Origin of the sequence: Vibrio stylophorae (assembly GCF_921293875.1) — a bacterium.
GTDB classification, from domain to species: Bacteria; Pseudomonadota; Gammaproteobacteria; order Enterobacterales; family Vibrionaceae; genus Vibrio_A; species Vibrio_A stylophorae.
On sequence record NZ_CAKLDI010000001.1, the window covers coordinates 93926 to 119637 of the forward strand.

The window sequence follows — 25712 nt, forward strand, 5'->3', positions numbered from 1 at the left end:
CCGATTAATCGACGGCGTAGGCCATCTCTCTTGGCAGTGCTGGGAAGGCTTGTGCGTCAAGGTGACGACCGATGATCGCCAGTGCTTGTTCAAGATGCGCGGCACTTTCCGCAGAGACATTGATATGCCCCATCTTGCGACCGGCGCGGCGCTCTTTGCCATACCAATGCACATGGCAATTGGTTTGCGCATAGACCGCATCTGCTAGGGAATCTTCACCAAGAATGTTGATCATTGCCGTTGGGCGAATCAACTGGGTACTGCCTAGTGGCAGACCGCAAACCGCGCGCAGATGATTTTCAAATTGGCAGGTATCTGCGCCTTGCTGAGTCCAGTGACCTGAGTTATGAACGCGCGGTGCGATCTCATTGACCAGCAGATTGCCTGCGACATCAAAGAATTCAATGGCCAGCACGCCGACATAGTTCAAGCTGTTGGCGATGGCGGCAAACATATCACGCGCTTGCTGCTGCACCGCTTCATTGCCCATGACGGCTGTAGATAGGTTGAGCACACCGTTGACATGTACGTTTTCAGTAATGGGATAGACCGCCACATTGCCTTCTACATCGCGCGCACCAATGAGTGAGACTTCGCGATCAAAGGGAACGAATTCCTCCGCGACAATGGCTTGGTTCGGTGTCGCAGTGAGAAATTCTGCCATTTCATCCCAAATCGCATCGGCTTGTTCGGCGGTTTTGAGGCGCCACTGGCCTTTGCCGTCGTAACCGCCAAGGGCACTTTTCAGTACCATGGGTAGGCCAACATGGTTGATCGCTTGCTCTAAATCTTGGCGCGAAGCCACTAATTGGTATTTGGCATTGGCAACACCAGCGCGATCCAGCAGGGCTTTTTCTAAGCGGCGATCGCCGCCGGCTTTGATGGCTTCCGGATTAGGTTGGAATTTGCCACTGGCAGCGCACAGGTCGAGCACGTCATAGGGAATATGTTCAAATTCAGCCGTGATCACCTGCACCTGAGCGATGGCATCACCAAGGGTGAGGTCGTAATACGCTTGGGTGAGCGGATGGACCACACGATCTGTGGTGACATCATAGGCAATCACATCGATATTGAGCGGCGCACCGGCAAGTGCCATCATGCGTGCCAATTGGCCTGAGCCTAAAATCAGCACTTGCATCTTAGGCATCCTCAGCAGGATTTGGGTTGGCCAGCACCATATCGGTTTGCTCTTTTCTAAAGGCATCGATCTGTGTCATGAGCTCAGGGGTGTGGGTCGCAATGATTTGCGCGGCAAGTAGGCCCGCATTGGCTGCGCCAGCTTCACCGATCGCAAGGGTGCCCACGGCGACACCTTTTGGCATTTGCACGATGGAAAGCAGTGAGTCCATCCCTTTGAGTGCGCGAGATTGCACGGGCACACCAAGCACTGGCAAGCTGGTAAATGCTGCGGTCATGCCCGGCAGGTGCGCTGCACCGCCTGCGCCCGCGATGATCACCTTTATGCCACGGCTGGCAGCGCTTTCGGCATATTCTGCCAGTAAATGAGGGGTGCGATGCGCTGACACCACCTTGGTTTCGTAAGGAATATTGAAACGATCCAACATCTCTGCGGCATGCTGCATCGTTGGCCAATCCGACTTTGACCCCATGATAATTCCAACTTTCATTCCGAACTCCTTTACGCGAAACACTGGGCGATTGAACAAGAATTTGCCGCATTATACGGAAGTTCATCAGCAAGGAAAACGTTTGCGTGATGGTTGTTTCACCTCATCTGACAAGGCATATGCGTCTACATTCTGTCACATCCTAGGCATGGTGTCTGACCCCTGAAACCGCTACACTAACCCATCTTATTTGTAACCATGTGAACCAGACAATGCACAGCCACTTGATGAATCTTTCGCAAGCCGTCGACGCACTCAACGCCGATCAAGTCATTGCCTATCCAACCGAAGCTGTCTTTGGCGTGGGTTGTAACCCAGATAGTGAAGTTGCGGTGCAACGGTTACTCGCACTTAAGCAGCGTCCCGTAGAAAAGGGACTGATTTTGATTGCTGCCGATTATGCGCAGCTTGCCAATTATGTCGATGATAGCCAGCTGACTGATGCCCAGCGCCAGCAAATTTTTGCTACATGGCCTGGCCCTGTCACTTGGGTGATGCCGGCGAAACCAAGCGTGCCCGCTTTTTTAACCGGTCAGTTTGATACCATCGCGGTACGCGTGAGTCAGCATCCTTTGGTGCAAGCACTTTGCCAGCAATATGGTAAGCCGATTACCTCAACTAGTGCCAATTTGACCGGCCAGCCGGCTTGCCGTAGCGTCGAAGAGGTAAAAGCACAGCTGGGTGCCGATTTTTGTATTGTCGAAGGCGACACCGGAGCGCGCGCTAATCCCAGTGAAATTCGCGACGCCAAAACAGGACAAGTACTACGCCAAGGATAAGGCGGGTCTTTTTGATCAGATAAACAAGGAATGAAATGATGGATCAATATGCGGTCTTTGGCCATCCCATTAGCCACTCGAAATCGCCTTATATTCACACCCTATTTGCGCAGCAAACGCAGCAGCAAATGGCTTACCAAGCCATGGATCCGCATCCACAATCTTTTGAGCAGGCGGCCCGCGAGTTTTTTGCGGCTGGCGGTAAGGGTTGTAATGTCACCCTGCCCTATAAAGAAGCGGCGTTTGCTTTTGCCGATCGATTGACTGAGCGTGCGCAATTGGCCGGCGCAGTCAACACGCTAAAAAAACTCGATGATGGGGGCATTTTAGGGGACAACACCGATGGTGCTGGGTTGGTGGCCGATTTGCTTGCCCAAGGCGCACCATTAAATGGTGGTCGTATTTTATTACTCGGTGCGGGCGGCGCAGCGCGTGGTGCCCTACTTCCGCTATTGGCGGAAAAGCCAGCACAATTGGTGATTGCCAATCGCACCCATGAAAAAGCACAGCAGCTTGCGCAGCAATTTTCCCCATGGGGCCCTATTGAGGCGCTCTCTTTTGCGCAGGTGATGGGGCCATTTGATTGCATCATCAATTCAACCTCAGCCAGTATTCAAGGTGAAGTACCGCCGATTGCCTCATCAACTGTGGCTGAGCACACCCTTTGCTACGATATGATGTATGGCAAAGAAACGGCATTTATTGCTTGGGCGAAGTTGCACGGTGCTCAGCGCTGCTTTGATGGTCTTGGTATGCTGGTGGGACAAGCGGCGGAAAGTTTTATGCTATGGCGCGGATTACGCCCTGGCAGCAAGCAAGTGTTGCGTGAATTACGCAAGGCATTGGTAGTTTAATCTTGAACCACGTGCGCCCATTGAACGGCCATGATTGAAGGTATGGTTCAAGATAAGGAGACGATATGAATCAAGCGATCCTCTTTCCTGATCGTGAACAGTGGCACGAAGCTCGTCAAATGGTGATCTTTCCAGTGCAAGTTAATGGCGCCTTGTTTGAATGTCACCTTAGCGCGGCATGGTTGAATCAACAAAGTGGCCAAAGCATTGATGAGGGAAATGCCATCACTATTTTTCAGCAGCATCGATTTAGTGCTGAAGAGCTCGCAGAAGAAGCAATTGAAGATGATGCCATCGATGATGACGGCATCATTTATCTTGGCTAATTACAATTAGCTATTCATGAATGGCTTCTTTTAGATATTGTGCTTTAAGCGCCACATAGTTATCAGCTGAGCGTTGCAGCCAAGCAAGTTCGTCTTCAGTCAGGGGGCGAACTTGTTTCACCGGGCGACCCACATAAAGGTAGCCAGAGACGAGACGCTTATGCGGTGGCACTAAACTGCCGGCACCGATCAGTACTTGCGACTCAATATACGCGCCATCTAACACCACACTACTCATGCCCACTAATACTTGGTTTTCAATCGTGCAGCCATGCAGCATCGCCTGATGGCCAACTGTCACATCATCACCAATCAATAATGGATGGCCTTCAGGGTTCTCTGCATTCTTATGAGTGACATGTAGCACCGTACCATCTTGAATGTTGCTGCGCGCGCCAATACGAATATGGTTTACGTCCCCTCTTGCAGCGACCAAGGGCCAAATGCTGGCATCAGCACCAATATGAATATCGCCAACCAAAACGGCGCTGCTATCTATATAGACACGCTCACCAAGGGTGGGATAAATGGATTGAAATGAACGTAAAGAAGCATGCATTTAAAATCTCCAATAGTCGATGCGCCGCTAAAATTGGCCAAATGGGTTCGAGATGCGGTGTGGCACGGGATTTTCTGTAGTATTTATGGCTAAATAAGCACCATTTTAGCGTGATAAAATAGCGAAAATTGGCTTTTTGGGCGATTTGAGCGTCAAACACAAAAAAAAGCGGATTTTTTTCACAAAAAGGGTTGCCAAAGAAAATCGTCGCCCTATAATGCGACCCCACTGACACGGCGGACGCAAACAAAGCACGAAGCCAGAGCCAGTAAGGCTTGAAGCTGAAAAAGAAAATTCAAAAAAGTGTTTGACACTGACTTTCTTCTCAGTAGAATGGCCGCCTCGCTTAAGGGTGATGCGAATCACTAAAAAGCGAAGTCAACAAGATGTTTTTGATTTCGAGAGTGACTCGAAAATAAATTGAAAATTTCTTCTTGACTTCAAGTTAGGAAAGCGTAAGATACGCCTCCCTGACAAATCAGCGAAGCTGCTGAGTCAACGCTCTTTAACAATGTAACCAATCAATCTGTGTGGGCACTCGTTATTGATAGTCGAAAGATTTAAATCAATGAGCTGAGTGACCAAACAAATCGAAAGATTTGGCACAGTCAATTCACATTACGATAGTAATGTAATCAGTATTCATTGAGTCGGTCGAAAGACCAAAAAAACTTTTAATTGAAGAGTTTGATCATGGCTCAGATTGAACGCTGGCGGCAGGCCTAACACATGCAAGTCGAGCGGCAGCGACATAAACAATCCTTCGGGTGCGTTTATGGGCGGCGAGCGGCGGACGGGTGAGTAATGCCTAGGAAGTTGCCCAGTAGAGGGGGATAACCATTGGAAACGATGGCTAATACCGCATAATCTCTTTGGAGCAAAGCAGGGGACCTTCGGGCCTTGTGCTACTGGATACGCCTAGGTGGGATTAGCTAGTTGGTGAGGTAAAGGCTCACCAAGGCGACGATCCCTAGCTGGTCTGAGAGGATGATCAGCCACACTGGAACTGAGACACGGTCCAGACTCCTACGGGAGGCAGCAGTGGGGAATATTGCACAATGGGCGCAAGCCTGATGCAGCCATGCCGCGTGTGTGAAGAAGGCCTTCGGGTTGTAAAGCACTTTCAGCAGTGAGGAAGGTGGTAAGATTAATACTCTTGCCATTTGACGTTAGCTGCAGAAGAAGCACCGGCTAACTCCGTGCCAGCAGCCGCGGTAATACGGAGGGTGCGAGCGTTAATCGGAATTACTGGGCGTAAAGCGCATGCAGGCGGATGATTAAGCCAGATGTGAAAGCCCCGGGCTTAACCTGGGAATAGCATTTGGAACTGGTCATCTAGAGTCTTGTAGAGGGGGGTAGAATTTCAGGTGTAGCGGTGAAATGCGTAGAGATCTGAAGGAATACCGGTGGCGAAGGCGGCCCCCTGGACAAAGACTGACGCTCAGATGCGAAAGCGTGGGTAGCAAACAGGATTAGATACCCTGGTAGTCCACGCCGTAAACGATGTCTACTTGGAGGTTGTTCCCTTGAGGAGTGGCTTTCGGAGCTAACGCGTTAAGTAGACCGCCTGGGGAGTACGGTCGCAAGATTAAAACTCAAATGAATTGACGGGGGCCCGCACAAGCGGTGGAGCATGTGGTTTAATTCGATGCAACGCGAAGAACCTTACCTACTCTTGACATCCATAGAACTTAGCAGAGATGCTTTGGTGCCTTCGGGAACTATGAGACAGGTGCTGCATGGCTGTCGTCAGCTCGTGTTGTGAAATGTTGGGTTAAGTCCCGCAACGAGCGCAACCCTTATCCTTGTTTGCCAGCACGTAATGGTGGGAACTCCAGGGAGACTGCCGGTGATAAACCGGAGGAAGGTGGGGACGACGTCAAGTCATCATGGCCCTTACGAGTAGGGCTACACACGTGCTACAATGGCGTATACAGAGGGCGGCGAACCAGCGATGGTAAGCGAATCCCAAAAAGTACGTCGTAGTCCGGATTGGAGTCTGCAACTCGACTCCATGAAGTCGGAATCGCTAGTAATCGTGGATCAGAATGCCACGGTGAATACGTTCCCGGGCCTTGTACACACCGCCCGTCACACCATGGGAGTGGGCTGCAAAAGAAGTGGGTAGTTTAACCTTCGGGAGGACGCTCACCACTTTGTGGTTCATGACTGGGGTGAAGTCGTAACAAGGTAGCCCTAGGGGAACCTGGGGCTGGATCACCTCCTTACCTAAAGACTACTGACAAGTGTCCACACAGATTGATTTGGTTATAAAGTACGAGCAACGCTTATTGGGTCTGTAGCTCAGGTGGTTAGAGCGCACCCCTGATAAGGGTGAGGTCGGTGGTTCAAGTCCACTCAGACCCACCAATTCTTCTCCAGAAAGAATTGGATGTAAGCGAAATATTTGGGGCTATAGCTCAGCTGGGAGAGCGCTTGATTTGCATTCAAGAGGTCTGCGGTTCGATCCCGCATAGCTCCACCATCTTTAAACGCATTTGCTTAAGTGCTTTTAAAAATGGTTTCGAAAGAAACACATGCTCTTTAAAAATTTGGAAAGCTGACTAGTAAATTCATTTGAATGTAAGTTCAATGAATAACTAAAAATGTTTATTCATATACCCATATGAATAAACGAGTTCTCAAAAACACAATCAAGTGTCTTGAGTACGGCGAAAACTAGAAATCTTGGTGACTGTTCATATAGCCCTCTTCGGGTTGTATGGTTAAGTGACTAAGCGTATACGGTGGATGCCTTGGCAATCAGAGGCGATGAAGGACGTACTAACCTGCGATAAGCCATGAGGAGACGGTAAGAGTCATTACTACTCATGGATTTCCGAATGGGGAAACCCACTTGCATAAGCAAGTATCTTGCAGTGAATACATAGCTGTAAGAGGCGAACCGGGAGAACTGAAACATCTAAGTACCCCGAGGAAAAGAAATCAACCGAGATTCCGAAAGTAGCGGCGAGCGAAATCGGACCAGCCCTTAAGTTTTTAGTGTGCTAAGCGAACGTTCCTGGAAAGGACGGCGATACAGGGTGATAGCCCCGTAGCTGAAAGTGCACTTTGAATGAAATCGAGTAGGACGGGACACGTGGTATCCTGTCTGAATATGGGGGGACCATCCTCCAAGGCTAAATACTCCTGATTGACCGATAGTGAACCAGTACCGTGAGGGAAAGGCGAAAAGAACCCCTGTGAGGGGAGTGAAATAGAACCTGAAACCGTATACGTACAAGCAGTGGGAGCACCTTCGTGGTGTGACTGCGTACCTTTTGTATAATGGGTCAGCGACTTATATTCAGTGGCGAGGTTAACCGATTAGGGGAGCCGTAGCGAAAGCGAGTGTTAACTGCGCGTTTAGTCTCTGGATATAGACCCGAAACCGAGTGATCTAGCCATGGGCAGGTTGAAGGTTGAGTAACATCAACTGGAGGACCGAACCGACTAATGTTGAAAAATTAGCGGATGACTTGTGGCTAGGGGTGAAAGGCCAATCAAACTCGGAGATAGCTGGTTCTCCCCGAAAGCTATTTAGGTAGCGCCTCGGACGAATACTACTGGGGGTAGAGCACTGTTAAGGCTAGGGGGTCATCCCGACTTACCAACCCTTTGCAAACTCCGAATACCAGTAAGTACTATCCGGGAGACACACGGCGGGTGCTAACGTCCGTCGTGGAGAGGGAAACAACCCAGACCGCCAGCTAAGGTCCCAAAGTATTGCTAAGTGGGAAACGATGTGGGAAGGCTCAGACAGCCAGGATGTTGGCTTAGAAGCAGCCATCATTTAAAGAAAGCGTAATAGCTCACTGGTCGAGTCGGCCTGCGCGGAAGATGTAACGGGGCTAAGCAATACACCGAAGCTGCGGCAATGTACTTTAGTATATTGGGTAGGGGAGCGTTCTGTAAGCTGTTGAAGGTGAACTGAGAAGTTTGCTGGAGGTATCAGAAGTGCGAATGCTGACATGAGTAACGACAAAGGGAGTGAAAAACTCCCTCGCCGGAAGACCAAGGGTTCCTGTCCAACGTTAATCGGGGCAGGGTGAGTCGGCCCCTAAGGCGAGGCTGAAAAGCGTAGTCGATGGGAAACGGGTTAATATTCCCGTACTGCTGATAACTGCGATGGGGGGACGGAGAAGGCTAGGTGGGCCAGGCGACGGTTGTCCTGGTTCAAGGGTGTAGGTTGAGTGTTTAGGCAAATCCGGACACTTAAGACTGAGACCTGATGTCGAAGCCACTACGGTGGTGAAGTCATTGATGCCATGCTTCCAGGAAAAGCCTCTAAGCTTCAGGTTATCAGGAACCGTACCCCAAACCGACACAGGTGGTCGGGTAGAGAATACCAAGGCGCTTGAGAGAACTCGGGTGAAGGAACTAGGCAAAATGGTACCGTAACTTCGGGAGAAGGTACGCTCTTGATGGTGAAGTCCCTTGCGGATGGAGCTGCTGAGAGTCGCAGATACCAGGTGGCTGCAACTGTTTATTAAAAACACAGCACTGTGCAAATTCGAAAGAAGACGTATACGGTGTGACGCCTGCCCGGTGCCGGAAGGTTAATTGATGGGGTTAGAGGTAACTCGAAGCTCTTGATCGAAGCCCCGGTAAACGGCGGCCGTAACTATAACGGTCCTAAGGTAGCGAAATTCCTTGTCGGGTAAGTTCCGACCTGCACGAATGGCGTAATGATGGCCACGCTGTCTCCACCCGAGACTCAGTGAAATTGAAATCGCTGTGAAGATGCAGTGTACCCGCGGCTAGACGGAAAGACCCCGTGAACCTTTACTACAGCTTGGCACTGAACATTGAGCCTACATGTGTAGGATAGGTGGGAGGCTTTGAAGCAGAGACGCTAGTTTCTGTGGAGCCGACCTTGAAATACCACCCTTGTATGTTTGATGTTCTAACTTGGCCCCATTATCTGGGGTGAGGACAGTGCCTGGTGGGTAGTTTGACTGGGGCGGTCTCCTCCCAAAGAGTAACGGAGGAGCACGAAGGTGGGCTAATCACGGTCGGACATCGTGAGGTTAGTGTAATGGCATAAGCCCGCTTGACTGCGAGAATGACGGTTCGAGCAGGTGCGAAAGCAGGTCATAGTGATCCGGTGGTTCTGAATGGAAGGGCCATCGCTCAACGGATAAAAGGTACTCCGGGGATAACAGGCTGATACCGCCCAAGAGTTCATATCGACGGCGGTGTTTGGCACCTCGATGTCGGCTCATCACATCCTGGGGCTGAAGTCGGTCCCAAGGGTATGGCTGTTCGCCATTTAAAGTGGTACGCGAGCTGGGTTTAGAACGTCGTGAGACAGTTCGGTCCCTATCTGCCGTGGGCGTTGGAAGATTGAGAGGGGCTGCTCCTAGTACGAGAGGACCGGAGTGGACGAACCTCTGGTGTTCGGGTTGTCACGCCAGTGGCATTGCCCGGTAGCTAAGTTCGGAATCGATAACCGCTGAAAGCATCTAAGCGGGAAGCGAGCCTCAAGATGAGTCTTCCCTGAGACTTTAAGTCTCCTAAAGGGTTGTTCGAGACTAGAACGTTGATAGGCAGGGTGTGTAAGCGTTGTGAGACGTTGAGCTAACCTGTACTAATCGCCCGTGAGGCTTAACCATACAACACCCAAGAGGGTTTTACGTACACAAGCTTGATTGTGTTGAGAACGAAGCAAGAACTAGTCGAATAAAGCTTTCCAGATTTAACAAATTTGCTTGGCGGCCATAGCGCTGTGGACCCACCTGATTCCATGCCGAACTCAGAAGTGAAACGCAGCTGCGCCGATGGTAGTGTGGGGCTTCCCCATGTGAGAGTAGGTCACCGCCAGGCTTCAAATTCGAAAAAGCCCTTCACGAAAGTGAAGGGCTTTTTTTCGTCTTCGATTTCTGCTCGCATCGTAATATGCGTCGTGGTTTTACTTTTCATCCTCTATTTTTATCTAGATTTGTGTTTTTTGAAGGAAATTGATGTTTCAAACATTCAGCGGATGCGTGATTTGTATCACTTTCTGAAGGATTGGCGATCATGATTTCAGTGATTGAATTCGCTAAACTGACAGCGGCTAATTTCTTTGGGCCCAAGTTAATTTGAGGACGTCATGTATAAAATTATCGCATCTGATCTCGATGGCACCTTGTTAAATCAAGACCGCATCATTGCCCCATTCACTAAATCTGTTCTATCAGAGCTCGTTGCTGCGGGTAAGATTTTTGTGTTTGCAACTGGGCGTCATTATGTTGATGTTGCGAATTTCCGCAGAGAGCTGGGCTTGCCTGCATATATGATTACCTCAAATGGTGCGCGAGTGCATGGCCCTGATGATGAGGTGGTCAAGCAGCATGACTTACTACCGCAGCAGGTTGAGCCTGTGGTTGCAATTGCTGATGGCGATGACAATATCCATATTCATATCTATACCGATCAGGGTTGGTTGATCAGTGAAGATGACCCTGAGTTACGTCACTTCCATGATGATAGTGGCTTCTATTATGAAGTGTTTGATCGTCACAACTTGCCGACCGAATCCGTATGCAAAATCTTCTTTATCAGTAAAGATCGCAGTCATGAAGCACTGCTAGATCTTGAAAAACGTTTGTTAGCGACTTTTGGTGATGATTTGGCGATCTGTTTTTCAACGCCAAATTGCCTTGAAGTGAACGCCAAAGGTGTGTCTAAAGGTAGTGCATTGGCTGAGGTAGCCGCGCGCCATGGTTGTACGCTTGCGGATTGCATTGCCTTTGGCGATGGGATGAATGACGAAGTGATGCTCGCGAGCACCGGTAAGGGGCTGATTATGGCTGACGCGCATGATCGCTTAAAAGCTGCATTACCCAATCATGAAGTGATTGGTAGCAACAAAGAGGAAGGCGTTGCCCAATATCTACAGGCACATTTTCTGAAATAATTGCTTGGTTTTGGTGCAATAAAAAAGGCGCATAGGCGCCTTTTTTGTTGCTCTAAATTGATGCTTATCGATTATATCGCTTATTGCGAAAGGGCTCGTTTGGCTTTACGCATCCGTTTATGCTGGCGCAGTGCATCCAGACTAAAGACCAGCAATGCAGCCCAAATAAAGACAAAGGTGAAGCCCTTAGAAAGCGAAAAAGGTTCGTTGTAGACCAAAATGGCTAGCATAAACATCAAGCTTGGACCGATATATTGGAAAAATCCTAAGGTCGAAAGCGGCAGTCGAGTCGCAGCTGCGGTAAAGCAAAGCAGTGGCAGCATGGTGATTAAGCCGGCACTGAGTAGTAATAGGTTCAGCGTCCAGCTGTTTTGACTCAGATCGCTGGTCGGGCTATTGGCAAAGAGCGCGAGATAGCCCAGCGCCACTGGAAAGAGCACTAAGGTTTCGATAAATAGACCACTTTGCGCGCCTAAATTGACCTTTTTACGTAACAAACCATAGATGCCAAAGCTGCAGGCAAGTACCAAAGCAACCCAAGGAAGGGAACCAAATTGATAGAGCTCGAGACTCACCCCAGTTGCAGCAAGTGCTACGGCACCCCACTGCCAAGGCCGCAAGCGTTCGCCAAGAAATAGCATCCCTAGCACCACATTAACCAGCGGGTTGATAAAATAGCCTAGGCTGGCATCTATCATATGACCATGGTTGACCGCCCAAATAAAGACCAGCCAGTTGACGCCGATAATACAGGCACTCACAAAGAGAATCGCCATCTGCTTGGGTTGGCGGAGTAATTGGCGAATATAGCCCCAATTGCGTCCGCAGCTGATCAGCACAATTAACAGAATGAGTGACCAAATGATGCGGTGGCTCACCACTTCAAGGGCGGGGACTTGTTCCAGAGCGCGAAAATAGATGGGCGCAATACCCCACATGGTATAAGCCGCTAATGCCAGTAGCACGCCTTGTCGCGTGGATGCTTCTTGTGTCATAGAAAATGTTATAAAAACAGGGATTAGATTCTATTTTGCACCAATTGGGGTGATTTGCCTTTATATATCGTATAGTGCTCGGCAGAAAAAATGCACAGCTGTTGGTTGGAGCCAGCGACGATGCTCGCTACAATACGCCGCTGCAATCTCAATCAATGGCTCTCATGTTCTGCGAAACCCCAATCGATACCACGCCTGATCTCAGTGCTGCTCAGCATGCTCTCTCCCAAGTATTTGGTTATGACGTATTTCGTCCTGGCCAAGTGGAGGCGATCTCGGCGGTGCAATCAGGACAGGATTGTCTGGTGATTATGCCCACTGGCGGCGGTAAATCGCTGTGCTACCAAATTCCAGCCTTGATTCGTGATGGTTTGACCTTGGTGATTTCACCGCTGATTTCACTGATGAAAGATCAGGTAGATCAGCTTCTGGCCAATGGCGTGGAAGCGGCCTGTTTAAACTCATCGATGACGGCTGAAGCGGTACAGCAGACCTATCGTCAAATTAATCAGGGCAGTTTAAAGCTACTTTATATCTCACCTGAGCGCGCGCTGAGTCGCGATTTTCAAGAACGTATTCCTTATCTGCCCATTAGTTTAATTGCCATTGATGAAGCGCACTGTATTTCCCAGTGGGGACATGATTTTCGTCCTGAATATGCGGCGCTGGGCAGCTTGAAATCATGGATTCCTGATGCGCCGGTGATGGCGCTGACAGCAACGGCTGATGATGCCACTCGCCAAGATATTATTGCTCGTTTAGAACTTAATGTGCCGCAGCAATATGTGGGCAGCTTTGATCGTCCCAATATTCGCTACACCTTGGTGGAAAAGCACAAACCCATGGGGCAGTTGATTCGTTATATCAAAGACAATCCGGGTCAATCTGGCATTGTTTACTGTAACAGTCGCAAGCGAGTGGAGCAGATCAGCGAAAAATTACGTGATAACGGTTTTTCTGCCGCTGGCTATCATGCAGGCATGGAAACTGATGCCCGCGCCTTTGTGCAAGAAGCTTTTCAACGTGATGATATTCAAATCGTCGTAGCGACAGTTGCCTTTGGTATGGGGATCAACAAGCCCAATGTGCGTTTTGTCGTGCACTTTGATGTGCCGCGAAATATAGAGTCCTACTATCAGGAAACGGGTCGTGCCGGACGTGATGGGGTGCCAGCAGAAGCACGTTTACTTTTTGACCCCGCCGATATGGCCTGGCTGCGTCGCTGTTTAGATGAAAAGCCAGAAGGGCCACAAAAGGCAGTGGAACAGCATAAGTTGCAGGCCATGAGTGCTTTTGCTGAAGCGCAAACCTGCCGCCGACAAGTGCTATTGAACTACTTTGGCGAGTATCGCGAAAAGCCCTGCGGTAACTGTGATATTTGTTTGGATCCACCACGTCATTTTGATGCCACAGAGCAGGCACAAAAAGCACTCTCTTGTGTGTATCGCTTAGGTCAAACCTTTGGTATTGGTTACGTGGTGGAGATTTTGCGTGGAATGCAAAACCCAAGGGTGCGTGAATATGGTCATGACCAGCTATCAACCTATGGCATCGGCCGTGAATATAGCCATGAATATTGGGTCAGTATTTTGCGCCAACTCATCCACCGCGGTTATTTGATTCAAAATATCACGCGTAATTCCACCTTGCAGCTTACCGAAATGGCGCGACCTTTATTGCGTGGCGAGCAGCGTTTGGAGTTAGCGGTACCACGATTGGACATTCAAACGCGCAGTGGTCGCGCAGAAAAAGTGTCGCCGAAAAATTATGATCGCCAGCTATTTGCAAAATTGCGTCAGCTACGCAAAGAGCTGGCCGATGAAGCAGATATTCCACCTTATGTGGTGTTTAACGATGCCAGCTTGATGGAGATGGCGGAGATGCTACCGACATCGCATGGTGAATTTTTGGCGGTGAGCGGTGTGGGTGAGCGTAAGCTTGAACGCTTTGGCGATGCCTTCCTTGATTTGATCGAAGCGCATCTGTTATCGCCACAGGCTTAAGCGATGAAAGCACAAAAAAAGCCGAGTCTTTCGACTCGGCAATAGGTATCAGCATACGATGTGGCTGTATGTGTCGATAACCGTTGTTTCATAAACAGTAAAAATGAAGGTGCTATTGATAGGTTGGGTCTGACATCTTAACCTCAGCATCCTTAGGGGTATTAGATGCAATTACCCCTGATATTTCTAGGGATTAGAGATATCCCATTACGCTTTGTCGCGCTTTGTTACAGTTCAGGAGGGGAGATGAGAACATTTTCACAGTGTTATCCAGATTATATCCAGCTGAGCGATGGTGATGAGACGGTATTTTGCGACTGGCTCACAACGCGCTTGGGGCATTGGTACTGTCAACTTCAAGATCAGGAGCAGCACGCTGATCTCTTTCAGTGGCGGGTATTATGGCAACAGCAATCTTGGCTGATTTGCTATCAACCGCTGCTTAATCAACTTTGGGTCGAACCTTTTGCGCCGAATACAGCGTCAGGCCGCGCTTTGTTAACCCATCTTTGGCAATGCGAACAGGCGGAAATCTTGCACTGAAAATCGATGTAAAATTGCGCGTTTTTCATTTCATTTGCAGACAAGTGTGCGTATAATCGCGCACCTCAGCGACTGCTATGAGCAGGCTGAGACGAGACAATTTGTTGGGTTCCCTCGCCCCCATTGACAAAAAGGTATGTTATGACCACTTTTTCCGTGGCGCAGCAGCGCCGTGCCCTGACCTCTTTGGTTGCCTTTCACCTATTGGTGATCGCATCAAGCAACTACTTGGTTCAAATCCCCTTTACCATTTTTGGCTTCCATACCACTTGGGGCGCATTCACTTTTCCATTTATTTTTTTGGCCACTGATTTAACCGTACGAATTTATGGTGCTGCCATGGCGCGTCGTATTATTTTTATGGTGATGATGCCTGCGTTGCTGATCTCCTATCTGCTTTCTGCATTGTTCTTTGAAGGTCAGTTTCAGGGGCTCAGCCAGCTTGCCCACTTTAATACCTTTGTTGGTCGCATTGCGCTCGCAAGCTTTATGGCTTATCTCTGTGGTCAAGCCCTCGATATCTTAGTGTTTAACCGCCTGCGCCAAATGAAGCAATGGTGGGTCGCGCCAAGTGCATCGACGCTATTTGGTAATGGTTTTGATACCGTGGTGTTTTTCTCCATCGCATTTTATCAAAGCGCTGATCCTTTTATGGCTGAGCACTGGGTTGAGATCGCGTTGGTCGATTACAGCTTTAAATTGATCATTAGCTTGGGGCTATTTGTGCCTATGTATGGCGTGCTACTGAATGCGCTGGTGAAACGTCTGACCGCTGAGCCTGAGATGAGTACGGGGCAAGAGCAGCCCTTGGCAAGCAAGGCCTAATGGATAATACATCCTATTGATAAATAAAAAGGCGCGAATATCGCGCCTTTTTTGATCCCGAAAAATGCGTTGTAAAAATCAGATCTAAGCAAGACCGAGTGCAGTAAATAGCGCTTTGAGATCCGCATTGTCGTGGTCATTGAGGGGTTGCGGTTGACCTAGCTGGCGCAAGGTATCTTGCACTAAATAGGTGGCGACGCCTCGGCGACGGGTGATGGGATGAACGCAGATTTGGCTCAGTCCCTGCGCATCGAACAACAGCGCGCCTAATTCGCGGCCATTAAAACGAGCGACAAAAATGGCTTGCTCGGCAACCCAGTCATGTAGTTGCTGAGCTTGGCAGTGAGGCCAGAGCGTGAGAAGGTCCTGCTCACTTTGTGCAGTTAAATTACACAGACGATGAATGGTTAAACGCATAACAAACTCCTTTGCGACGGCGCATTTTAGCACGCGGTAGGATCCACTCCAAGATAAGTTATGCACAGCTTTTTCAGTGCGGCGTACTAGATGTAGTGGATCCTTTTACTGGATCACCCTTTATTAACGCAATCCACAGTTTTTTCCACAGCCGATCAAAATAGCAACAACCCTCCATTCTGTCTGTCTTTATCTGGGCTGCTTTGGGGTAAACTGGTTCAAAAGAAGGAGATAACATGGATACTTTTGCACATTTGTCGGTTGATGAATTAGCCCTTTGGTTGGCGCAAAAGGATCGCCCAGCGATCCTTGATATTCGCGATCCGCAAAGCTATGCCGCAGGTCATATTGATCAAGCCTGGCACCTGACGCAAGAGACGCTGCAAGCGTTTTTAGCGCAGCACGATTGGGATCGCCCTGTGGTGGTGGTGTGTTATCATGGCCACAGCAGTCAGGGTGCGGCGCAGTACTTACTTGGCCAAGGCTTAGATCAGGTCTATAGCTTGGATGGCGGGTTTGAAGCGTGGCGACGCATTCACCCCTTTGTTCAGTCGGAGTAACTATGCAAGCCATCACCCGTTTTCGAAATCCTCGAGCGGCGCAAGCCTTTGCTGACTATCTGTTGGCGCAGGGATATCAAGTTCAGCTCGAAGTTGAAGACGACCAGTTGGTTCTCCTTGCACCGCAAGTGGATCAAGCCAATATTGAGCGCGAGCTTGAAGCCTTTATTCGTAATCCGCAGGACCCTAAATATTTGGATGCTTCATGGCAGGTGGGTCAAACACGTAATCGTCGCTGGGAGATGCGCACTTCAGGCAATCCAATTTTGCAAAATATCGTCAGCCAAGGTGGTGTGCTGACCTTTATTTTGATGGCGATGCCCGTTCTCTCGTATCTGTTACTTCACTTGGTTCCCGGTGATTTTATTTCGCTCATTCACTTTCCAGTCAATAGCGATCAGCTGTGGCAGGTGTGGCGTTTGGTTTCCTATGTGATGGTCGCCCCCGATTTTCTCACCGTGATCTTTGCCGTGCTTTTTGTTTGGTACCTCGGTGGTCAGGTGGAACGTCAGTTGGGTAGCAATAAGCTGATGCAGCTGATTTTAATGATTTCACTGTTTTCAGGTTTTAGCCAAGTGCAATTTGAAACCTTGCCGCTTGCGACCTTTGATATTTGGATTTACGGCCTTGCTGCCTATGTTTGGTTAACAGGTTTATTGCGTCCACAAACAGCAGTGCAAGTGCCTGGTATTTTGCTGCTGTTCTTTATCTTTTGGATGGGCATTGGCGCAATGCAGCAAGAGAACCTCTTTAGCATTGCATCGAGCTTGCTCACTAGTATGCTTGCAGGTAGTGGTTTTGCATTGTGGGATTATTATCGCGATAAGCGCGCCTAATCTCTGAAAACTTACCGCAATGACTGTTCAACAGTCGAGAAACGCCAGCAAATGCTGGCGTTTTTTATCTCAATCTTCCACGCGCCTCACTTGTTTTAGCTATCGTTTAGAGAAAGCAGGAGGCGGTGATGACGCAACAGCGAATTTCAGTGGATATAGCCATCATTGGTGGTGGCATTAATGGTGCCGGCATTGCTGCAGATGCGGCGCGCCGTGGTTTGCGCGTTGCTCTTTTTGAGGCCAAGGATTTTGCTGGCGCGACCTCATCAGCGAGCTCAAAATTAGCACATGGTGGGTTGCGCTATCTCGAACAGTATCAATTTCGCCTTGTGCGAGAGGCACTGAAAGAGCGAGAAACGCTGCTGCATATTGCGCCGCATTTGGTTTCACCGCGCCGTTTTTGTCTGCCCTATGTTCCGCAAATGCGCCCGGCGTGGCTGATCCGTTTGGGGCTTTTTCTTTATGATCATTTAGCGCGTCGCCAGCATCTGCCCAGTAGTACAAAGGCGCCATGTCGTAACGATGGTTTGCGCGGTGAGGTGCCTTTTTGTTTTGAATACACCGATTGTTGGATGGATGATGCGCGCTTGGTGCTGGCCAATATGCTTGCCGCGCAGCAATGTGGCGCCTACGTTCATAACTATTGCCCGGTGACCCATGCTGAGGTGCAAGAAGGCCATTGGCAGCTCTCTTTGGCGGACAACCGTTTTGGCCTTCAACAGTGCCAGGCTAAGGTGCTCATCAATGCCGCTGGACCATGGGCAGCCAAGCTCTATCAAAATGTATTGCCGATGACGCTGGGGGAAACCCCGCAACCGCTGCGTTTGGTGCAAGGTTCACACATCGTGGTGCCCAAATTATATGATGGTGAGCATGCTTATATTTTGCAAAATCCCGACCATCGGGTGGTGTTTGTGATCCCCTATCTTAAGGATTATGCGTTGGTTGGCACCACGGATTGTGATTTTGAGGGTGACCCGTATCAGTGCCAAATGCAGCCGCAGGAGCAGGCCTATCTATTGGCGACATTGCAGCGCCATTTTCAATGTGACTATGACAGTGAGTCGGTGATCGCCAGTTTTAGCGGTGTGCGGCCCTTATGTGATGATGACAAAGGGATGGCGCAGTCCGCCAGTCGGGATTACCAAATCAAGCTGCAGCGGCATCAAGGCGCGCCGATTTTGTCGGTTTTTGGCGGTAAACTCACCACTTACCGACATTTAGCTGAGAAGGTGGTGGATCAGTTGGATAGCTTTGTTTCTTTGCTACGTCCTTGTGAAACGGCCACTGAGCCGCTACCGGGCGGGCGTCCTAATCAAGATCGCTTAGCACGACTGCAAGTGGCCTATCCGCAGATTGACCCGAACTTACTGGCGCATTATCAAGCGCATTATGGCGAGCGGGTGTGGCATCTGTTGCAAGGGGTGCGATGTACACAGGATTTAGGACCGCAGTTTGCACCGCTGTGTTATGGCCGAGAGGTCGATTTTTGGTTTGAAAATGAGTGGGCGCTTACCCTAGAGGACGTATTGTGGCGAAGAAGTAAGTGGGGACTAACTTTTGACCAACAAGCACAGCAAGCATTGAAGGCTTACTGTGCTCGCTATGCGCCGCAACCCGTTATTGATAGAGATACTTGGTAAACAGTAGCTCGGTCACGACTTTTTTATTGGCCTCAGCCAAAAGCAATTCATTTACTTTCTGAAGGCAAGCGAGACGAATCGCTTCGCGTCCTGCGATGGATTTGATTTGCGCTTCATTTTGCTCGGTGAGCACCTCAATGATGGCATCGCGAATGAGTGGCACATTGTGCTCTACGATGCTGACATCGGCAGGATTTTCAATCATCAGATCGACACTCACTCGGACAAATCCGAGATCATCGCCATTAGTATGGAAGTTGGTGGTGATGTCAGGGGTGAGGCTAAAGTAGCGGTAACCCGTTTCTGCTTGCGCTGCTGCTGGGTCCTCAGATTCAGCCCAGCTGGTGGTGCTAAAGGTCAGTAGTGCAAGGATAAGAAAGAAGGGTTTCATAGAAAGTGTCATCCCTTGGCTCCTTGTTCAATTGAGTGAAGATAATCATACGCCTCGTGCAATGGCACTGTTACAATGGCGCAAATGTTTCAAAAAAGTAGCCAAACTAGATTGGCTCAAGCGCTATCGATTTGATACTAGGATGCCCTGTTCCGTTGAGCAATACCGAGCCCAATTAGCGCAAGCGCGTTGGTTGTCAGCCAAACAAGCCACTTCAATGCCGAGCCCGTTGTCCGATTGGCTCTGGTCTGTTGATTCTCTGTCCCAGCGCCTTAGCCAGCATTGTGACCAATTTTCTGTGGAATTAATACAACAGCGCGAGCTAAGTGCTGGAGAGTTAACAGAAAATGAGCGCGAGCTGCTGGGGGATTCTCCCTGTATTGAGCGCCAAGTATTGCTGCTGGGTGATGGTCAACCTTGGGTATTTGCACAAAGCCTATTGCCCCTTTCAACCTTAACCGGTGAGGAGCAAGATTTGGCAATCTTGGGTAATCAAGCTTTGGGATTTCGTGTGTTTCGCCATCCTCTGGCGCGTCGAGATGCGATACAAGTCGCATCCCTTTCGCAAGGTTTATGGGCGAGGCGCTCGCGGTTGTGGATTGCAGACAAACCTTTGCTGGTTCACGATCTCTTTTTACCTCAAGCGCCGCTATACTGAGTTCGCGCGAACATATAACGATAAGATCAGGACGCTGGATGGAAATGAGTAAATTGCAGGCCTATTGGCAGCTGACACGGATGGATCGCCCCATCGGCTCATTGTTATTGCTATGGCCTACGCTATGGGCGCTGTGGATTGCCGCCCAAGGGTTGCCATCATGGCAAATTCTCATCACTTTTGTGCTTGGGGTGCTGTTGATGCGCTCGGCGGGTTGTGTGATCAATGATTTTGCCGATCGCCATGTTGATGGTCATGTAAAGCGCACCGTCAACCGCCCATTGCCTTCAGGAAAAGTGACAAGCCGTGAGGCGATTGCGCTATTTGCGCTCTTGGTGCTGTGCGCCTTTGCCTTGGTGATGACCCTTAATTGGTTGACTATTCAACTCTCTGTAGTGGCATTGGCATTGGCTGCGATTTACCCTTTTATGAAGCGGGTTACTCATCTTCCTCAGTTGGTGCTGGGCTTAGCATTTAGCTGGGCAATTCCCATGGCTTTTGCGGCGCAAGCTGGCGCTGTGTCATCGGTGACATGGTGGTTATTTGCTGCCAATGTGTTGTGGACCATCGCCTATGACACCTTGTATGCCATGGTCGATCGTGATGATGATTTGAAAATTGGGGTGAAATCCTCCGCGATTTTATTTGGCCGATTTGATAAGCGCATTGTCGGTGCATTGCAGCTATTGACCCTATTGATTCTTGCCGGAGTTGGTCAGCAATTGCAGTTCCACTTGGTCTATTTCTGGGCGCTACTCTTTGTTGGCGCGCTATTTGTTTATCAACAATGGTTGATTCGCCAGCGTCAGCGAGAAGCCTGCTTTCAAGCCTTTTTGAATAATAACTATGTTGGTCTGGTGGTGTTTTTAGGGGTGGCGCTGGAATATCTATTGGCCTAATCAAGATGCGCCATTGGTGCGAACATTTATTCGAATCAGAAAAAGCCTCGCAGTTGCGAGGCTTTTTGCTATTTCTATGGAAGAATCAGTTCAATGGAAGAACAAGGCGAGCTTAAGCTGGTTTGCTTGGCGCTTTTGTTTCTTGTGCTTCTTTAACTTCAACTTCATTTTTTGTCTTGGCTTCAGTGTCAGGCGCTTTCTCTGCGATTGCATTCGATGCAGAAGCTTCAGAGGTATCAGTTTTTTCTGAGGCGTCCTCGTCATCATGGTGCTCGGCAACCGCGGCGATGGTCAGCTTCATATCCGCTGAGATCAGCTGATTAAGAATATCGAGCAAGCCGTCGACCTGATTCAACTGAGTTTGGCCCTCGGCATCAATATAGCCTTCTTGATGTAGGGTATTGACCAAAATGGCAAACACGCCTTTATCAAAGAACTCTGGCGCATTAATACCATGCAAGCGGCTTAGACGCTGCGCTAGCATTTGGCTCTGTTGCTCTAAGTCACTTTGCGCAATCTCAGGGCGTGAAGCGAGCACAGTTAGGCTAATGCAGTAGCGCTGTAGTGTTTCTTCAATGGTGCGACCAAGAAGCTGTACAGAGCGTAGGCGTGCGCGATTAATCTGAATATGGATATTATCGCAACGCAGTAACTGCTGGCGTGACAACTCAGCCAAGATACTATCGATGATCTCAGGCAGCTGCGCTTGCTCAAATGGCATAAATAGTTCCGCTTTGAGTAGCGGATAGATCGCGACAATTTGCTCATGCAGCTCATCACGGGTGAGGTTTTGATACTGCAGCGCGATATGTGCAATCAATGATGGCAAGGCAAACAGGTGAATGATGTTGTTGCGATAGTAAGTCATCAGAATGGATTCATGGCGTGTCAGTGAAATGATCTCACCAATGGCATCTTTCTCAATGACAAATTTATCCATCGCAATGGCACTATCGACAAGCTCTTCTGCACTTTGATTTGGCATGGTGCTAAAGGCGGAATAAGGCACTTCACGCGCTAAATCCAGATAGCAGGCCACTTGCGCAATCAAATCTTGGCGGCTTAGTGCGCGCTGGCCTGAAGCAAGTAGCGCCATGGCACAAAGTGACATCCCATTGAGCGCGGCTGCGCTGTTGATATGAGTCATCATACGACCTGCAAGTTGGTTGACGGTTGGCGTCATCCAACTTGGTTTTTGTGGCTCAAGTGGGTTAATTGCCTCATACCAATTGGGCACGTTTTGGTTGAGGTATTGGTTGAGCTGAATCGGCTCACCAAAGTTCACATAACCTTGGCCCAAGTTGCGCAATTTACGAATGGTACGCAGGACTTGGCCAACGTTCTCTTTCTCTTTACGTTTGCCGCGCAGCTCTTTGGCGTAGGTCTGCACTTCCATCACGTGCTCGTAGCCGATGTAAACCGGAACTAGCGTCACTGGGCGCTTAAGACCACGTAGCATAGCTTGAATGGTCATCGCGAGCATGCCGGTTTTGGCGGTCAGCAAACGACCGGTGCGTGAACGGCCACCTTCGCTGAAGTATTCCACGGAATAGCCGCGCGCAAAGAGTTCGGCAAGGTATTCACGAAAGACGGTGGAATACAGCTTATTACCGCGGAAGCTACGGCGAATAAAGAAGGCACCACCACGACGGAAAATCGGCCCAGCAGGGAAGAAGTTCAGGTTAATCCCCGCAGCGATATGCGGTGGCACTAAACCTTGATGGTAAAGCACGTAAGAAAGCAGCAAGTAGTCCATGTGGCTACGGTGACAAGGCACGTAGACAATCTCATGACCTTCTTGCGCCAGCTGGCGTACTTGTTCTGCATGGCTAACGTTGATGCCTTTATAGAGGCGGTTCCATAGCCAACCTAGAATGCGATCACCGGAGCGAACCAAGCCGTAGGAGAAATTGGCGGCGATCTCATCCATCATCGCCTGTGCTTCTTTTTGCACTTTTTCTACCGGCTCATCGCGGCGTTTGGCTTCTTCATTGACGATTTTTTCAATCGCTTTGGAGTTCAGCAAACGGCGGAATAGCGCTTGGCGGTTCGGTAATTGTGGGCCTGAAGCAGCCAGTTGCTGGCGCGAAAAATGGATGCGTGCAACGCGAGCCAGCTTTTGCGCGATGGCATCATCGGTGCCATGGTTATCGGCCATATAGCGAATTGATACCGGGCGGCTGAGGCGCACCAAGCAATCGCGACCCTGAGTGAGAATCGCCCACAGCTTCTGTAAACCATTCATGGCTGTAAGACGTGGGGTTGCTTTATTTTCATGACCTGGCTTGCGTCCCCAAAGCACGGATGCGGGTAGCAACTGCACATCCAGCTCACTGTCTTGCTGGTGGGCATGGAGCAGTTGGCTGAGCCAAGCTTGGGTTAGTTCTGGTAGATCGCGCTGGCGATTCATCAAACTTGGACCATTATCTAAAAATGCATAGCGCATCATCGACTGGCCATTGATTTCGATGGGGGTCAATGGGTCTGGTAGCCCGAGTTTCAAGGCATCACGACGCAAAGTAAGCAGGTCGGTGTTCGAACGAAAAGGCAATACATAGACCAGAGGGCGATCGAGGCTAAGGCCGAGGTCTTGCACCGGGTCGGCTGGTACCGATTGACTTTTAACCAGTAAAGAGAGCGGTGCTCGCAGTGTTGCGCGAGTCAGACGTTGCCAATGTGACATAATGGATGGACTGCCTTTGAGTAATTTATCCGCGCCAAGAATACCAGAAAAGCGCGCTAAAATTGCACTGAAAAGGTGAGGAAAGTAGGTTCATTGTCCTATTTTGTTGCACTTCCTCGTCATTATCCGCATAGTTGCACGCTATTTGATGTGAAATATCTTTCAGTTAGGAACACACATGGCTAAACATTCAGTTTTTAGTATTCGCCGCTTAATCAATGCCACTAAATTTTCTTGGTTGGGTTTTCGTGCTGCTTTTCGTGAAGAAGCCGCATTCCGCCAAGAGGTTCTGGCACTTTGTATTGCAATTCCAGCGGCATTTTTAATCGATGTTGATGGCATGACGCGTCTTTTACTGATCCTTTCTGTGCCTTTGGTGATGCTCACTGAGCTTTTAAACTCTGCGGTTGAAGCTGTGGTGGATCGCATTGGTCCTGAGCACCATGAGTTATCAGGTCGCGCTAAAGATATGGGCTCTGCCGCTGTGCTGATTGCCATGTTGATGGCAGCTGCAATCTGGGCTTATGCTATTTTCTTTGCTTAAGGTTCTGTTTTTAGAACGGATCAATTCGACATTGTGAGCTGGAAGTGTTGGCAATCTTTCGCCTACTGGATATACTGACAGTTAACTGTATAAAACGACAGGTTCGCGATGATGAAACCCTTAACGGCCAGACAACAGCAGGTCTTTGATCTGATTAAAGCCAAGATCGATGATCTTGGGATTCCCCCAACCCGTGCTGAGATCGCCAAGGAGCTTGGTTTTCGTTCTGCTAACGCGGCAGAGGAGCATTTAAAAGCGCTTGCGAAAAAAGGCGCGATTGAAATTGTTCCAGGTGCATCTCGCGGGATTCGTATTCTACTTGAAGATCAGAGTGAGGTTGAAGATGGCCTACCTTTGATCGGCAAGGTTGCTGCGGGTGAACCGATTTTGGCGATTGAAAATGTCGAGAGTCATTACAAGCTCGATCCAGCGCTATTTAGTCCCAATGCAGATTTTCTATTACGCGTGCAAGGCATGAGTATGAAGGATATCGGCATTATGGATGGCGACCTTCTCGCGGTTCATAAAACCCAAGAAGTCCGTAATGGCCAAGTGGTGGTTGCGCGTGTCGATGACGATGTTACTGTGAAGCGTTTTGAGCGCAAAGGCGACCAAGTGCTTTTGCATCCTGAAAACGAAGAGCTCAGCACCATTGTGGTGGATTTACAGCAACAGAGTTTGACCATTGAGGGTTTGGCTGTTGGCGTAATCCGCAATGAGTGGATGTAACTGATTGCTCAGAGAGCGGGCAGATAAACCCAAATAAAAGCGCACAGTGGTGCGTTTTTTTATGCTTGAGCTTTTATTTGATAATCATTATCATTTGCGTGTTTGGCTGATGGGAGAACGCCGTGACACACGCAAGATTACCGCAGATTCCTGAGCATTTAATGCAGCCCTTATGGTTGCGCCGCTGTGAAAGTTTTTGCCAAGACAGTTTGCTCTATGATCCCATCGCCGCCATGGTGTGTCAGCGCTGTGCTTACCAGCCGCAGTGTAAACAAGGAAAGATTCAAGCGCAGCAACAACTCCTCAATGTCTCACTCACTTGGCTCGGCGATCGCTTGGTGCGTGAATTTCTACAACTGCACCCGCAAGGTCGAGTGATTAACCTTGGTGCTGGTCTCGATACACGCTTTTTCCGCCTCGATAATGGCCGTTGTCAGTGGATAGATTTAGATTGCCAAGCGCATTTGATTTTACGTCAGCAGCTTTTTCATCGTACTGAGCGTTATAGCATGCTGCAGGGATGTATTGACAGTTGCGATTGGATTGAAGGACTCGCCAAAGAACAAAAACCAACGCTGGTGCTTGCAGAGCATGCACTGCTGGCATGTTCCCCCTCCGCTTGTGAGCAATTGGTGTTGCGTCTTTCTCGGCGCTTTAGCCACCTTGAGTTGGCCTTGGTGCTCGCGGGCAGTTTAAGTGAAAGCCGTTTGGCCAAGCATTTGGGCTGTACCGATTATGGCCATGGCTTTGAAGATGGCAAAGCTCAATTGCAACAATGGGTTCCTTGGGCGCAGTGGCAAGGCATCTATTCCCCTTTGGCTGTGCCTTGTCCGCGTTGGCAGCGCTGGCGCCGTTGGATAAAGCATTGGCCTGCACAAATGACTCAGCTCACGCCATCTTGGTATCACTTTTATTTCTAGTCCTCATTTTTCGGGG

21 protein-coding genes, 2 tRNA genes, 3 rRNA genes and 1 pseudogene are annotated in these 25712 nt (G+C 49.4%); 20 read left to right on the forward strand and 7 right to left on the reverse strand.

All coding sequences use genetic code 11. The features are described from left to right. Nucleotides 1–4: 4 nt before the first annotated feature. A complete protein-coding gene (locus tag L9P36_RS00450) occupies nt 5–1141 on the reverse strand; it encodes a 5-(carboxyamino)imidazole ribonucleotide synthase (RefSeq protein ID WP_237464081.1) in 1137 nt (378 codons plus the stop codon). A gap of 1 nt (nt 1142) precedes the next feature. Next, the gene (purE, locus tag L9P36_RS00455; RefSeq protein WP_237464083.1) at nt 1143–1631 is read right to left on the reverse strand and encodes a 5-(carboxyamino)imidazole ribonucleotide mutase; all 489 of its coding nucleotides are present in this window, start codon (nt 1629–1631) and stop codon (nt 1143–1145) included. Between the two features lie 224 nt (nt 1632–1855). On the opposite strand from purE, the gene tsaC reads away from it, so the two are divergent. The 3 genes from tsaC (at nt 1856) to L9P36_RS00470 (ending at nt 3590) form a co-directional block, all read left to right on the forward strand. Beyond that, nucleotides 1856–2410: an L-threonylcarbamoyladenylate synthase type 1 TsaC gene (gene tsaC / locus L9P36_RS00460; protein ID WP_494338355.1), complete on the forward strand. Its 555-nt coding sequence runs from the start codon at nt 1856–1858 to the stop codon at nt 2408–2410. 35 nt (nt 2411–2445) lie between these two features. After that, the gene (gene aroE, locus L9P36_RS00465; RefSeq protein WP_237464086.1) at nt 2446–3264 is read left to right on the forward strand and encodes a shikimate dehydrogenase; all 819 of its coding nucleotides are present in this window, start codon (nt 2446–2448) and stop codon (nt 3262–3264) included. Between the two features lie 65 nt (nt 3265–3329). Next, complete coding sequence (locus L9P36_RS00470; protein WP_237464087.1) at nt 3330–3590, forward strand: DUF1488 family protein; 261 nt, start codon at nt 3330–3332, stop codon at nt 3588–3590. Nucleotides 3591–3600: 10 nt separating this feature from the next. Here the strand turns inward: L9P36_RS00470 and L9P36_RS00475 are convergent, their stop codons facing one another. After that, nucleotides 3601–4149, reverse strand: a complete 549-nt coding sequence (locus tag L9P36_RS00475; protein ID WP_237464089.1) for a gamma carbonic anhydrase family protein — start codon at nt 4147–4149, stop codon at nt 3601–3603. A gap of 675 nt (nt 4150–4824) precedes the next feature. Here L9P36_RS00475 and L9P36_RS00480 point away from each other — a divergent pair. The 6 genes from L9P36_RS00480 to L9P36_RS00505 all read left to right on the forward strand — a co-directional run bounded on the left by L9P36_RS00480 (nt 4825) and on the right by L9P36_RS00505 (nt 11050). Then, nucleotides 4825–6377 (forward strand): 16S ribosomal RNA (locus L9P36_RS00480). A 65-nt stretch (nt 6378–6442) separates the two neighbouring features. Beyond that, a tRNA-Ile gene (locus L9P36_RS00485) sits at nt 6443–6519 on the forward strand. A gap of 39 nt (nt 6520–6558) precedes the next feature. Further along, nucleotides 6559–6634: transfer RNA gene (locus L9P36_RS00490), tRNA-Ala, on the forward strand. A gap of 239 nt (nt 6635–6873) precedes the next feature. After that, nucleotides 6874–9764: ribosomal RNA gene (locus L9P36_RS00495) — 23S ribosomal RNA — on the forward strand. A 95-nt stretch (nt 9765–9859) separates the two neighbouring features. Next, a 5S ribosomal RNA gene (rrf, locus tag L9P36_RS00500) occupies nt 9860–9975 on the forward strand. The 16S, 23S and 5S rRNA genes sit together here with 2 tRNA genes alongside, the layout of an rRNA operon. Nucleotides 9976–10243: 268 nt before the next feature. Further along, nucleotides 10244–11050 carry a Cof-type HAD-IIB family hydrolase gene (locus tag L9P36_RS00505; RefSeq protein WP_237464091.1) on the forward strand — a complete coding sequence of 269 codons (807 nt, stop codon included), beginning with the start codon at nt 10244–10246 and terminating at the stop codon, nt 11048–11050. 80 nt (nt 11051–11130) lie between these two features. Here L9P36_RS00505 and rarD read toward each other — a convergent pair whose 3' ends face one another. Beyond that, nucleotides 11131–12045, reverse strand: a complete 915-nt coding sequence (gene rarD, locus L9P36_RS00510; RefSeq protein ID WP_237464093.1) for an EamA family transporter RarD — start codon at nt 12043–12045, stop codon at nt 11131–11133. A gap of 164 nt (nt 12046–12209) precedes the next feature. On the opposite strand from rarD, the gene recQ reads away from it, so the two are divergent. The 3 genes from recQ to L9P36_RS00525 all read left to right on the forward strand — a co-directional run bounded on the left by recQ (nt 12210) and on the right by L9P36_RS00525 (nt 15416). Beyond that, nucleotides 12210–14048, forward strand: a complete 1839-nt coding sequence (recQ, locus tag L9P36_RS00515) for an ATP-dependent DNA helicase RecQ (protein ID WP_237464094.1) — start codon at nt 12210–12212, stop codon at nt 14046–14048. 246 nt (nt 14049–14294) lie between these two features. Then, nucleotides 14295–14591 carry a hypothetical protein gene (locus tag L9P36_RS00520; RefSeq protein ID WP_237464096.1) on the forward strand — a complete coding sequence of 99 codons (297 nt, stop codon included), beginning with the start codon at nt 14295–14297 and terminating at the stop codon, nt 14589–14591. A 141-nt stretch (nt 14592–14732) separates the two neighbouring features. After that, on the forward strand, nt 14733–15416 hold the full coding sequence (locus tag L9P36_RS00525; RefSeq protein WP_237464098.1) for a 7-cyano-7-deazaguanine/7-aminomethyl-7-deazaguanine transporter: 684 nt from the start codon (nt 14733–14735) through the stop codon (nt 15414–15416). An 84-nt stretch (nt 15417–15500) separates the two neighbouring features. Here the strand turns inward: L9P36_RS00525 and panM are convergent, their stop codons facing one another. Next, entirely contained in the window at nt 15501–15833 is a 333-nt protein-coding gene (panM, locus tag L9P36_RS00530) for an aspartate 1-decarboxylase autocleavage activator PanM (protein ID WP_237464099.1), read from the reverse strand. A 236-nt stretch (nt 15834–16069) separates the two neighbouring features. Between panM and glpE the strand changes: the two genes are divergently transcribed. From glpE to glpD, 3 genes are all read left to right on the forward strand, one after another. Next, nucleotides 16070–16393 carry a thiosulfate sulfurtransferase GlpE gene (glpE, locus tag L9P36_RS00535; protein ID WP_237464100.1) on the forward strand — a complete coding sequence of 108 codons (324 nt, stop codon included), beginning with the start codon at nt 16070–16072 and terminating at the stop codon, nt 16391–16393. A 2-nt stretch (nt 16394–16395) separates the two neighbouring features. Further along, nucleotides 16396–17229: a rhomboid family intramembrane serine protease gene (locus L9P36_RS00540; RefSeq protein ID WP_237464101.1), complete on the forward strand. Its 834-nt coding sequence runs from the start codon at nt 16396–16398 to the stop codon at nt 17227–17229. A 128-nt stretch (nt 17230–17357) separates the two neighbouring features. Next, nucleotides 17358–18872, forward strand: a complete 1515-nt coding sequence (gene glpD, locus L9P36_RS00545; RefSeq protein ID WP_237464103.1) for a glycerol-3-phosphate dehydrogenase — start codon at nt 17358–17360, stop codon at nt 18870–18872. On the opposite strand, the gene L9P36_RS00550 is transcribed toward glpD, so the two are convergent. Further along, the gene (locus L9P36_RS00550) at nt 18850–19275 is read right to left on the reverse strand and encodes a flagellar basal body-associated protein FliL (RefSeq protein ID WP_237464105.1); all 426 of its coding nucleotides are present in this window, start codon (nt 19273–19275) and stop codon (nt 18850–18852) included. The genes glpD and L9P36_RS00550 overlap by 23 nt on opposite strands. 130 nt (nt 19276–19405) lie before the next feature. Between L9P36_RS00550 and L9P36_RS00555 the strand changes: the two genes are divergently transcribed. Both L9P36_RS00555 and ubiA read left to right on the forward strand, forming a co-directional pair. Further along, a complete protein-coding gene (locus L9P36_RS00555) occupies nt 19406–19921 on the forward strand; it encodes a chorismate lyase (protein WP_237464106.1) in 516 nt (171 codons plus the stop codon). Nucleotides 19922–19959: 38 nt separating this feature from the next. Beyond that, complete coding sequence (gene ubiA / locus L9P36_RS00560) at nt 19960–20820, forward strand: 4-hydroxybenzoate octaprenyltransferase (RefSeq protein ID WP_237464108.1); 861 nt, start codon at nt 19960–19962, stop codon at nt 20818–20820. 256 nt (nt 20821–21076) lie between these two features. Here the strand turns inward: ubiA and plsB are convergent. Next, nucleotides 21077–23503 (reverse strand): annotated as a pseudogene (gene plsB / locus L9P36_RS00565) (glycerol-3-phosphate 1-O-acyltransferase PlsB); the annotation flags it as partial. A 178-nt stretch (nt 23504–23681) separates the two neighbouring features. Here plsB and L9P36_RS00570 point away from each other — a divergent pair. The 3 genes from L9P36_RS00570 to L9P36_RS00580 all read left to right on the forward strand — a co-directional run bounded on the left by L9P36_RS00570 (nt 23682) and on the right by L9P36_RS00580 (nt 25696). Continuing rightward, nucleotides 23682–24047: a diacylglycerol kinase gene (locus L9P36_RS00570; protein ID WP_237464112.1), complete on the forward strand. Its 366-nt coding sequence runs from the start codon at nt 23682–23684 to the stop codon at nt 24045–24047. A gap of 111 nt (nt 24048–24158) precedes the next feature. Next, nucleotides 24159–24776 (forward strand): transcriptional repressor LexA, encoded by a 618-nt coding sequence (gene lexA / locus L9P36_RS00575; protein WP_237464114.1) that lies wholly within the window; start codon nt 24159–24161, stop codon nt 24774–24776. 122 nt (nt 24777–24898) lie between these two features. Continuing rightward, the gene (locus tag L9P36_RS00580; RefSeq protein ID WP_237464116.1) at nt 24899–25696 is read left to right on the forward strand and encodes a class I SAM-dependent methyltransferase; all 798 of its coding nucleotides are present in this window, start codon (nt 24899–24901) and stop codon (nt 25694–25696) included. Nucleotides 25697–25712 lie beyond the last annotated feature (16 nt).